The organism is Paenibacillus sp. DRB1-1 (assembly GCF_052119485.1).
Lineage (GTDB): Bacteria > Bacillota > Bacilli > Paenibacillales > Paenibacillaceae > Paenibacillus > Paenibacillus polymyxa_B.
On the sequence record NZ_JBODQH010000001.1, the window covers coordinates 4,923,559 to 4,935,165 of the forward strand.

An 11,607-nucleotide genomic window follows, 5' to 3' on the forward strand; every position below is an offset into this window, starting at 1 on the left:
GAAGCGAAGACCATGACATTTATAAAAAGTATGACAAGAGCAGCCTGGCTGCCTAAAGGGAGATTAACATGTCTGTTCCGAAGGAACGCATTGATGTATTACTTGTAGAACAAGGCTTTTTTGAAAGCCGTGAAAAAGCTAAAGCTGCGATTATGGCTGGTCTAGTGCTGGCGGACAGCGAACGGATCGAGAAAGCGGGCATGAAGGTACCACGCGCCAGCGAGCTTAAAGTTAAGGGTTCGGTGCATCCGTATGTAAGCCGTGGAGGATTAAAGCTGGAGAAGGCCATCCGTCAATTTGAGCTGAATATGAAGGGCAGGACAATGCTGGATATCGGCTCGTCCACTGGAGGTTTTACGGATTGTGCACTTCAGCATGGAGCGGAATACGTATACGCCATTGATGTGGGTTATAATCAGCTGGATTGGTCGCTTCGTAATGATGAACGAGTATGCGTAATGGAGAAAACGAATTTCAGATATATGACACCTGCGGATTTGAATGGTTCTGTCCCGAATTTCGCAAGTATCGACGTTTCGTTTATTTCATTACGTATTATTTTGCCCCCGTTGCTTGCCTTGTTGCATCAACCTGCTGATATTGTAGCTCTAATCAAGCCGCAATTCGAAGCTGGACGCGAAAAGGTCGGAAAATCCGGTGTGGTCCGTGATCCTGCTACGCATAAAGAAGTGTTGCAGACCATTCTGATGTTTGCGCATGAGCTTGGACTTACGCTGCAAGGTTTGGCTTATTCGCCTATTACAGGTGGAGAAGGCAATATTGAATTTTTAGCGCATTGGCGTTTGGATGGGCTTCCTGCTGCAGAATCGCAGCTGGAGAAGATGGATTTCAGACCACTAATTGAACGTACCGTTCAGGAAGCAGGTCAGACTTTTAATAATGGTCCATCGCGTAAGTAACATTCAGGGGTTCTCCATGAGTTCTGTGAACTTAAGGGAACCTCTTTTTGGTGTGAGGGATTGATTATAGAACTCACGTTCGCCTATAATGAGATGTACAAAGGAAAAGGAATTTTACATCTTGTCCTAGAATATGTCCATGAGGTGATCGGTCCATGGACACAAGATATGATACGATTATCATCGCTGTAATCGGGGTGATATTAGGGATATGGGCTTTATATAGCCTGCGTGCCTGGTTGAAGGAACCAGAGCCGCTTGTGCTAAAGACGATACCGATTAACGAGGATTTGGATGAAGGGCCTGCTATAGACATACTCGAAGAAGCAGGATATGAAGTAGTGGGTGGGAAAATGAAAATACCGCTTGCTTTTAAAGTGAATGCACATACCGTGTATAGCCGTTTGTTTATAGACTACGTGGCTGTACGAAACGGTTCGACATATATGGTCAAAACGTCACGCCGCAAGAAACCAATGGAGTGGAGTGGTCCTGATTTACGGGACAGGCTCATGCTGTATTTGTTGCTCTATCCGGGTTGCGCGGGTGTATTGTACGTTGATACGGACGAGCGAAGTATTCGCCTTATTACATTAATGGAAGACCTCGAAGAAGAGGAATATGAAGGTTAATCCATAGGAGGATTATATGAAGGGTCAACGACATATTAAAATTAGGGAAATTATTTCACAACATGAGATTGAGACGCAGGATGATCTGGTTGAAGCATTGCGTAAGGCTGGTTTTCAGGTCACACAGGCGACCGTATCGCGTGATATCAAGGAGCTGCTGCTGATCAAGGTTCCAATGGACGATGGCAGATATAAATATTCAATGCCTTCAGATCAGCGCTACAATCCGGCCCAGAAACTGAAACGTACGTTGGTCGATAACTTTTTGCATATTGACTATACAACCAATCTGATTGTGATGAAGTGTCTGCCGGGAACAGCCAACTCGATTGCTGCTTTATTGGACAATATTGAATGGTCCGAGATTATGGGTACGATTAGCGGAGATGACACCATTTTGATTATTTGCCGATCGGAAGAAAACAGCGAAGCTATCGTGAATCGTCTTATGGGCTACATTTCCTAATTATAATGGCTGCATATTAGGCGTTTTAATTTGTACATCATAGAGGTGAAAGAACGATGCTGGTCACTTTGTCTATACGGAATTTGGCGGTCGTAGAGGCCGTCGATGTTCATTTTTATAAAGGGTTTCATGTCTTGAGCGGGGAAACAGGTGCTGGTAAATCCATTATTATCGATGCGCTTGGGCTGATTGCAGGCGGTAGGGGCTCTGCTGATCTAGTACGTTACGGTTGTGATAAAGCAGAGATGGAAGCCTTGTTTGAGCTGCCGGTGAAACATCCAGTTTGGAATACACTTGAGGAACAAGGGATTAAGGCTAATGCGGAGGAGCATTTGCTGATTCGTCGTGAACTTACGGTTCAGGGGAAAAGCTCTTCTCGAATTAACGGTCAGATGGTTAATTTAACGATGCTGCGTGAGGTAGGTGAGCAACTCGTCAATATCCACGGGCAACATGAGCATCAAAGCCTGCTACGTGCAGATCGCCATCTGGCGCTGCTGGATACGTTCGGTGATTCGGTGATCGGTCCAGTCAAAACGCTTTACCGTGAGCGTTACAATGCTTTTGTCAAAGCGGAAAAAGAAGTAAGAGAACTGCAAAGCTCCAGTCAAAAGGCTTATCAGCTTTTGGATATGTACCGATTTCAATTAGAAGAGATCGCTGCGGCGGAGTTGAAATTGGGAGAAGATGAATTATTGGCAGAGGAACGGGTCAAGCTATCCCATAGTGAGAAAATGATGGATGGGATATCAGGAGCATACGAACTGCTAAGCGGCAGAGGTGGGCTGGATACGATCAATAACGTATTGTCCAGATTGAACGATGTCCAAAGTTATGACAGCAAAAGCCTTCAGCCCATTGCGGAGCAGATTCAGTCTGCTTTTTACCAGTTAGAGGACGCAGCATTCCAATTACGTTCTTATCGTGAGGATATTGAATTTAATCCAGGCAAGCTTCATGAAGTGGAGCAACGTTTGAATCAAATTACTGGATTACAGCGAAAATATGGTGATAGTATAGAGCAGATTTTGGAATACTATAGCCGTATTGAGCAGGAAACCGATCTGCTGGAAAATAAAGATGAGCGGCTGGAGCAGCTCATTGCAAAACGGGATGAGTTACTTTCCGATTTGCTGGAGATTTCGGAAGAGCTTACAGAAGCACGTGAAATTTGTGCAGAAGAGCTTGCAGAGCAAGTGGAGCAGGAGTTAAAAGACCTGCAGATGGAAAGAACGTCACTCAAGGTGCGCATTGATCCAATTGAAGATCCACGCGGATATGAGTATAAAGGTCTGAAGGTAAGACCTACCAAGCAAGGCATTGATAATGCGGAATTTCTTATCTCCCCCAATCCAGGTGAGCCACTACGTCCACTTGGTAAGATCGCTTCAGGCGGTGAGCTATCACGTATCATGTTGGCGATGAAAAGTATTTTTGCGCGTCATGATCAAATTCCAGTACTCATTTTTGACGAGGTGGATACCGGGGTGAGTGGCCGTGCAGCTCAATCCATTGCCGAGAAGCTATATCGTTTATCTTCCGTTTGTCAGGTGTTTTCCATTACTCATTTGCCACAGGTGGCATGTATGGCAGATCATCAGTACCTTATTGAGAAAAATGTTCATGATGGACGGACCATGACTCAAATTGAGGGACTTACGGAGGACGGGCGTGTCAAGGAATTGGCACGGATGCTGGGCGGCGTGGAAATTACCGAAAAAACATTGCATCACGCACAGGAAATGCTGAATTTGGCGGAAGGAAAGAAAGCCTGAAAAGAGCGGCTGGCGTAATGTTTAACAGTTATAAAAGCCTGGGGGCAAGGTTACCTTATAGGTACGCAATTGGCGACCACCTTTACTCGTCAAGCGAAAGAAGCAAAGGGAGCGTGACAGCCATTGAATTTTTACTCCAGGATCAAATTGCTCGGTCTTTTGCTTGTTTTTCTTATGTGTTCTATCGGTAACGCTCAGTATGTGCAAGCAGCGCTGCCTCCACAAGCTTCTTTGGATTTGTTCGGCTCTAAAAGCATGAGGACAACCCAAGAAAGTGTAGTTCCCGATTTAAAAGTATACCCGGGGGGGCAGACGATTGGGGTCAAAGTAAAATCTTCAGGAGTGCTTGTCGTCGGTCACCATATCATTCAGGAAAGTAATGATCGTAAGGTGTCGCCTGGTGAAACAGCAGGGATTCGCCTTGGGGATCGAATTACACACATGAACGGCAAGCCACTCAATAGCCTGGCAAGGGTCGCTGAGGCAGTAGACGAAGCAGGTAAGAATAAAAAACCGCTCGACATCACGCTTTGTCGAGGGGAGCAGACCATTTCCACCAAGTTAACACCAGCATATGATCAAGATGATAAAGCGTGGCGGCTTGGGTTGTATATTAGGGACTCGGCTGCAGGTGTAGGTACATTAACGTTTTATGCACCGGACCAGGGTGTATACGGGGCCTTGGGTCACGTAATTACCGATATGAATACCCAAACCCCTATTGTCGTGGGGAGCGGAGAGATTGTGCAGTCCAATGTGACGTCAATTGCGAAAAGCCAAAGTGGGGAACCAGGAGAAAAACGTGCTCATTTTCTCAAAGATCATCGGGTATTAGGAAATATTGAACGAAATACGAATTTCGGAATTTTTGGGAAAATGTCAGATGAGCCGCAATATGGATTGTATTCGACTCCTATTCCGGTGGCGCTTGCGAATGAAGTAAAAGAAGGACCTGCAGAAATTTTGACTGTGCTGGAAGGTCAACAAATTCAGCGGTTTCAGGCGGAAATTGTACACATCTCTCAGCAGGACAAACCAGCAACCAAAGGACTTGTGATACGCATTGTAGATCCAAAGCTGCTGGATAAGACCGGGGGAATCGTGCAAGGAATGAGCGGTAGTCCGATTATTCAAAATGGTAAGCTTATCGGGGCTGTGACACATGTATTTGTGAATGATCCTAAATCAGGTTACGGTTGTTTTATCGAATGGATGCTGCGCGATGCAGGAATCATGCAGAATAACGTAAGCTTGAAATCATCTTCTAATCTTAAGGCGAGCTAGTGGCCTTAAGATTTTTTTGTCGAAAAGCAGGGGAATGACTCATAATTGCAAGATAAAGAATCAATTATAATAGAAACTCTAAAAAAAATAAATAAAAATAATTTTCGACAGAAGGAATTCATAATTCGATGTCGAAATCATATACTCCGACAAGAAATATTTATATACTGTAAACAGATATCACAATGGAATATCACTCAATGAGGAGGAAGTACATTGCAAAAAATTGAGGTATTGTTGGCTGATGACAACCGGGAATTTACGAATTTGCTTGCTGAATATATTTCCGATCAGGAGGATATGGAAGTTACAGGAATCGCCTATAACGGCGAAGAAGTGCTCCAACGCATCGCAGAATCCCGCAACATACCTGATGTACTTATTTTAGATATTATTATGCCTCACCTGGATGGTCTCGGTGTGTTGGAGCGTTTGAGAGAAATGAACCTGACTCCACAGCCGAAAATCATTATGCTGACTGCATTCGGTCAAGAAAATATTACACAGAGGGCCGTACAGCTCGGGGCATCTTATTATATTTTGAAGCCGTTTGACATGGAAGTGCTGGCTAACCGTGTTCGCCAATTGGTGGGACCGCAGTTAGTTAGCAGCAGTCCGGTGACCATTTCATCCATGCGGTCCAACGTAGTACCTATGGGTAAGACGAAAAACCTGGATGCCAGTATCACGGCCATCATACATGAAATTGGTGTACCCGCTCACATCAAGGGATATCAATATTTACGCGAAGCCATTACGATGGTGTACAATAATATCGAAATTTTGGGAGCCATCACCAAAACATTATATCCGGCAATCGCCGAAAAGTTCAAAACGACGGCATCTCGCGTAGAACGCGCCATTCGCCATGCTATCGAGGTAGCATGGACCCGTGGAAATATCGACAGCATTTCACACCTGTTCGGTTACACCATTAATATCAGCAAGTCCAAACCAACCAATAGTGAATTCATAGCGATGGTGGCAGATAAGCTGCGGATTGAGAATAAGGTGTCCTGAAAGGGTAAGAATGATTGATAAGTAGACAACTAATACCGCCTTTTTATTGGTTCTTCCAAGAACCAGTAAAGGGGCGGTATTTTTTATGAACGATTTTCAATTTCAACTGGACAATTTAAAGTGTTCTTCAATTATCGCCATTTCATTGCTATCAGTCGTCGTTCTACCAAGGGAGAGAGTTGGAATTATTATTGAAATATTGCTTGATCGACAAGCTCTATAAGAAATATAATTAAAACAATCTTTCAAATGAGGTGAATCGGATGTCATTCCGTATTGTTCGAAGTATTTAGTTTCCGGGCTGGAAAAAACGCGTACCAGCCGTCAAGGGGGGAGGTCTATCCTTTTGACTACAAAAACTAAAATTCTGAATGATATCGGTCTGCTAACCCGTAGTTTTTATCCTTAATTGGAAGGTGGAAGAAAAATGAATTCAATAGAGTATAAAGAGTTTTATGATAAGGTTGGAAAAATCAATGGATGGGATTTCAGCAAGGTGAAATGTATCTCCAAAGGAGTAAAATGGGACTTCTACAATGAAGTAGCGAAGACATGCAAGAAGTCTAATATATTGCTTGATATCGGTACTGGCGGCGGGGAAGCAATTTTATCAATAGCATATTCTGCATTACTTCTAGTTGGGATTGACCATTCCACCGGAATGATTGAAACAGCAACCAAGAATTCTGCTGAATCAGACATAGCAAATGTTCGCTTTCTCCAGATGGATGCTGGAAATCTAAATTTTCCTGAGAACTTCTTTAATGTAATCTCTTCTCGACATTCATGTTTTTATGCAAAAGAAATAGCAAAGGTGTTAGCAAAGGGTGGAATATTCCTGACACAGCAAGTAAGCGAAAACGACAAATTAAATATTAAAGAAGCGTTTGGAAGAGGACAGGCATGGGGTGCTAAGAAAGACTCGTTAAAAGCTAAATATATTACCGAATTAAGTGATGCGGGCTTTAACGATATACAGTCATTTGAATTCAATGCAAACGAATATTATCAGACTCCTGAAGACTTAATATTCCTCTTGAAACACACTCCAATTATTCCTAACTTCGGAGAAAAAGAAATTGATTTTCAAATAATCCAACAATTTATTGTGGACAATCAAACCGAAATAGGAATAAGAACAAATTCAGAACGATTTATGGTGATTGCTAGGAAGTAAAACATAAAGGGATACCCGTTTCTGGGTATCCTTTTTTTAGAACTTATAAGTTTTATGGAATAAGTGAATAAAGATTTTCAGCATCTCCCTCGCTATATGACGATACAATTGTTGGGGATTCTAAAACATAATGCTCTCCACGAGGTTATAAAATAGACCCTGAATCAGTTGCAACATCCATCACGAAGAAAAATTTTCCTTTTGTAAACAGTTCTGAAATTCTCTTTAATTTTGATATAAACAATGTGTCGTTTCTTGTCGATATAGTATCTAATATAAAGAGAACTGAGGAGCGAATATATGAAATTTAACATCCGAACAAAATTGATATTGGGTTTTCTTGCGGTAATAGTCCTGTTGATCGTAATTAGTACAGTATCTATCTCAAAAATGAAAAACCTAGGCGACACTTCGATGGAAATTGATAGCCATTGGATGCCTAGTGTGACCATCCTGGGAACACTAAATGGTGATGTATCTGATGTTGAACGGCTCTCATTAAATATTATTGTAGAACGTGACCCAGAGGAAATGAAGAAGGTTCAGGCCGAATATGATAAGGTTTTAAAAAAGATTGAGGACGGCCGAAAAACATACGAAAAATTAATTGCTACCCCTAAAGAACGCGAAATGTACGAAGAATTCTCCAAAAATTATACGGAGTATTTGGCTAAGTTGCCAGAAGTGATTGAAGCGGGGAAAGCTAATGATTACACTCAATCAAGCATCCTTCATCAAGAGTCCTATAAGTTGTGGTATAGTTCAAACGATATGATCAGTCAGCTCATTAAATTGAATGCAGATGGATCTAAACAGACTACGAAAGAAGCTGTTGACAACTTTATTTCAGGGAGACAATTGGTCATCTTTTTGAGTATAGCAGCCGTTATATTAGCATTGATCATGGCAATCATCATAGCTCAAATTATTTCTAAACCTATCTTGCGAATCAGTCGTGCGGCTGAAAGTATCGCATCGGGTGATCTTACAAGTGAAGCTATCATTGTGAAGGGCAAGGATGAGATCAGTACGTTGGCACATTCCTTCAATGTTATGGTTGAGAACCTTCGCCAACTGATTCAATCAGTGAGTAAAACGACTGAGTTGGTAACCACTTCCTCAGAAGAATTGACGGCAAGCGCAGAGCAAAATAGCCAAGCTTCTGCACAAATAACTGAAACGGTGCAAGAAGTAGCTACTGGAACGGGAGACCAGGTAGATATGGTGACGAAATCGTCCCAAGCTATTGAAGAAATGTCTATCGGTGTTGAGCAAATCGCCATCCGCGCGCAAAATGTATTCGCATCTGCGCAAGATGCGGCCCATAAATCGGCTGAAGGTAACCAGATGATTCAACAGGCAGTTACGCAGATGAATGCCGTGAATGATTCGATGAATGGATTGGCAAATCTCATGGCTGGATTGGGAGAGCGCTCAGACGAAATTGGCAAGATCATTGATGTTATCACCAATATTTCTAGTCAGACCAACCTTCTTGCCTTGAACGCTGCGATTGAAGCGGCCCGCGCAGGGGAACATGGTCGCGGATTTGCTGTGGTTGCAGGCGAAGTTCGCAAGTTGGCCGAACAATCGGCTCATTCTGCCCAACAAATTACGGAGCTTGTGGGATTGATTCAAAAGGATACTACCCATGCTATTGAGGCGGTAGCGTCCAACGGGAAGGATGTCATGACAGGTCGTGAAGTTGTACAAAATGCAGGCGCATCCTTTGAACTAATTCAGGAAACCGTAAATAAAGTGGCCAGTGAAATTGAAGAGGTTTCTGCAGGATCAGAACAAATGTCTGCAAGTACAGATGAGATTGTTGGTTTTGTCAGACAAATTTCAGCGATTGCTGAGGAAGCCGCAGCAGGGACACAACACGTATCTGCCGCAACTCAGGAACAGCTGGCGTCCATGGAGGAAATTGCTTCGTCTGCAAGAAACCTGTCTACGATGGCAGAGGACCTGCAAGGGCAAATTGGTAAATTCAAAGTATAATTCGTATACTGTTTTTTATGTTTCAGAGGAACTAGCTGCTCTATTGTGAGCGGCTTTTTTCTTTTTTTTATTAATATATTGTGATTAGAGGGTGGAGATATGAGGAATCTGTAATTGGAAAGATATGATATAATGGTGGGAAATTCTTTGGGTTGGAGTGACATCATGGACAATAAGACTGAACTTAAAGCAAGTGACCTACGTCAGTTAGCGATAGACAAAATCATAGCTACACCATTTTTGAATGATTTTAAATATCTGAAAAGCAGAAAAGTTTTGAAAAAAGAAACCAAGGAATTTATATTTGAAATTTGTTTTGGTGCGACGAAATATGGTGCATTAAAAGTATATATTATCGTGGAATCCAAAAGAATAAAAAAGAAGTATAGTACTGGGGCTTGTTTTCACAGTGAGTTGATTGCTCTGACCAAGAAATATACGGGAAACAGGGATTACCTTGTGTCCACAGAAGCAGAAAGAGAACGGGTGATCGAAGAGATTATTGAAGATATCTACACTTTCGCGTTACCCTTTTTCAAGCGTTTTGAACACGTAGAAACACTAGCAGAACAAGTACATAAGTCAGGCTTTTTACCGCATCGCAAACGCTTTGATAAGTTTAATCCGTTGACGAAAAGATTCATTGATTTTTATTATCAAGGGGAGTAATGTAGCCATCTGGGACATTTTTGTTCTCACCATTGGCAGTAGATAAGCATTTTGATAAGGAGAACGAATTCCATAGAGGGGATATTATCGTTTTTCAAAAGGATGATGTACAATTTGTAAAACGGGTCAATGTACCCCTCAGGAAAAGATGATTTACCTAACATGCTCAATTTCTTGCTTAGAGGCGAGTCGGATGTTGCACTGGAGGGTACGGTTTTTATATGGGTAGACAATTGGATGAACAGCACAGAGGCTGTATAACGGGTATATTTCAATGAATAAAGCTATAGGCTAAGTCATCGCATTGAACGGGCTAGTGGTATTAACCCAATTGATTCTAAAGCAAAGGCAGGGATGAGAGCATGTGGAATAGTCTGACTTGGGTGTTCTTTGGCGTGTTGTTGGTGACGTTGGGTTGGATTGTTAAAGCAAGGCGTAGTCGCAGCAGCAACAAACAAGTGAATGAACAGCGGGGCAGTAATGTGGTTGAATTTCGTCCTCGTAAGTCCGCTCGACAATCTCGCACCGGAAATGAATCTAAGTCTAAAGTGTCTTCTGGCTCACGCGCGAATGCAAAAGCAGCAGGTATTCAGGCCCAAGCTGGATTTGGACTGTCTGACTCTATCCAGGGCACAGGCAAGCAAAAATGCTCCTTTTGTAAAAAAGAAGACAAATTAACCTTCTATGCGGATGACAATGGATCGCTGTATGGGGTATGCAAAGAGTGTAAGCATAAGGCGGAAAGACAGGATATGTTGCCACTTTAGTTTATACAGACGAGTGAGGACCATCATAAAAGAATTCTTATAGTTAATAAAAACTCCCAACCGTATGTAAGTAAATTGGTTAGGAGTTTTTTGTTTGTGTTTTACAGTGCTATCTAATTTGCCTGTCAATCAGTTCCTCGAGCGCATCCGCTATGTGATCTGGTCCATAGGATAGCTCTTCCCGGCTTAAGCTCAACCAGGCATGACGCTCATCCATATCAAAGGCAGTCTCAAGCCAACCAGATAACCCTCTGCCCCTGCGGTCTACTTCTACAAGCACATGCACACCCTCGGGTTCCAACTGCATAATCAGCTCCAGCTCCTCGATATCACGTGCATATTCTGATCCGGGCGTAAATTCAAATTCCTGTACATACGGAACACCGCGTCCCAGCTTAGGGTGACGTTCGCAGGTGGAGGAGCGGAATCGGAAGCCCAACAGGTGAACCGCCTCAAACACTGTATTCATATAGGGATGTGGCTCGATTTTTAGTGAATCACGATCGGTCGGGTCCAAAGCCATGCCAATATCTAATGCTGTTTCCAGCCAGACGGGCTGTTTGGCGTGAGTAACAGGAGTTTCCAACGGCAATCTGAAGGAAAAAGGAATTTCAAGCTCCTGTCCTTGCTCTAGATGAAAGCCGTCAGATACCTTGATCCGTGCAATGCAGCAGGTGGTGGTAGTTTTTTTATCGTCGTGCTCCACGATATATTCAGTCTTAAGCTCAATGTCAATTTTGCCGATTTCCTGATCAATTTTGCCGCCTTTGATGCGCATGATGCCACTAAGTTCTTCCCCAGGCACATATACGGCTTGATCTACCAGCGTATCGACTTTAGCTGAACCGATTCCTGCGCTTGCTAAGATTTTGTTAAAAAAACTCATTATTCCGTCC

At 42.8% G+C, this 11,607-nt stretch carries 11 protein-coding genes; 10 read left to right on the forward strand and 1 reads right to left on the reverse strand.

Annotated features, from left to right (window positions below):
• The first annotated feature begins 68 nt into the window (after positions 1-68).
• From ACQW03_RS21930 to ACQW03_RS21975, 10 genes are all read left to right on the forward strand, one after another.
• Positions 69-920 (forward strand): TlyA family RNA methyltransferase, encoded by an 852-nt coding sequence (locus ACQW03_RS21930; RefSeq protein ID WP_025723025.1) that lies wholly within the window; start codon positions 69-71, stop codon positions 918-920.
• A 155-nt stretch (positions 921-1,075) separates the two neighbouring features.
• On the forward strand, positions 1,076-1,552 hold the full coding sequence (locus ACQW03_RS21935) for a hypothetical protein (protein WP_220029804.1): 477 nt from the start codon (positions 1,076-1,078) through the stop codon (positions 1,550-1,552).
• Between the two features lie 16 nt (positions 1,553-1,568).
• On the forward strand, positions 1,569-2,018 hold the full coding sequence (gene ahrC, locus ACQW03_RS21940; RefSeq protein WP_013310809.1) for a transcriptional regulator AhrC/ArgR: 450 nt from the start codon (positions 1,569-1,571) through the stop codon (positions 2,016-2,018).
• Between the two features lie 56 nt (positions 2,019-2,074).
• A complete protein-coding gene (recN, locus tag ACQW03_RS21945) occupies positions 2,075-3,793 on the forward strand; it encodes a DNA repair protein RecN (protein WP_028540598.1) in 1,719 nt (572 codons plus the stop codon).
• Between the two features lie 123 nt (positions 3,794-3,916).
• On the forward strand, positions 3,917-5,077 hold the full coding sequence (gene spoIVB, locus ACQW03_RS21950) for a SpoIVB peptidase (protein WP_023989240.1): 1,161 nt from the start codon (positions 3,917-3,919) through the stop codon (positions 5,075-5,077).
• A gap of 216 nt (positions 5,078-5,293) precedes the next feature.
• A complete protein-coding gene (gene spo0A / locus ACQW03_RS21955) occupies positions 5,294-6,097 on the forward strand; it encodes a sporulation transcription factor Spo0A (RefSeq protein WP_023989239.1) in 804 nt (267 codons plus the stop codon).
• 427 nt (positions 6,098-6,524) lie between these two features.
• Positions 6,525-7,274, forward strand: a complete 750-nt coding sequence (locus tag ACQW03_RS21960; protein WP_441951725.1) for a class I SAM-dependent methyltransferase — start codon at positions 6,525-6,527, stop codon at positions 7,272-7,274.
• A 300-nt stretch (positions 7,275-7,574) separates the two neighbouring features.
• Positions 7,575-9,275: a methyl-accepting chemotaxis protein gene (locus ACQW03_RS21965; protein WP_441951727.1), complete on the forward strand. Its 1,701-nt coding sequence runs from the start codon at positions 7,575-7,577 to the stop codon at positions 9,273-9,275.
• Between the two features lie 114 nt (positions 9,276-9,389).
• On the forward strand, positions 9,390-9,944 hold the full coding sequence (locus tag ACQW03_RS21970; protein ID WP_272638339.1) for a hypothetical protein: 555 nt from the start codon (positions 9,390-9,392) through the stop codon (positions 9,942-9,944).
• A gap of 362 nt (positions 9,945-10,306) precedes the next feature.
• Complete coding sequence (locus ACQW03_RS21975; RefSeq protein WP_071641474.1) at positions 10,307-10,711, forward strand: hypothetical protein; 405 nt, start codon at positions 10,307-10,309, stop codon at positions 10,709-10,711.
• 109 nt (positions 10,712-10,820) lie between these two features.
• Here the strand turns inward: ACQW03_RS21975 and ACQW03_RS21980 are convergent, their stop codons facing one another.
• Complete coding sequence (locus ACQW03_RS21980) at positions 10,821-11,597, reverse strand: sporulation protein (RefSeq protein ID WP_071641472.1); 777 nt, start codon at positions 11,595-11,597, stop codon at positions 10,821-10,823.
• Between the last annotated feature and the right edge of the window lie 10 nt (positions 11,598-11,607).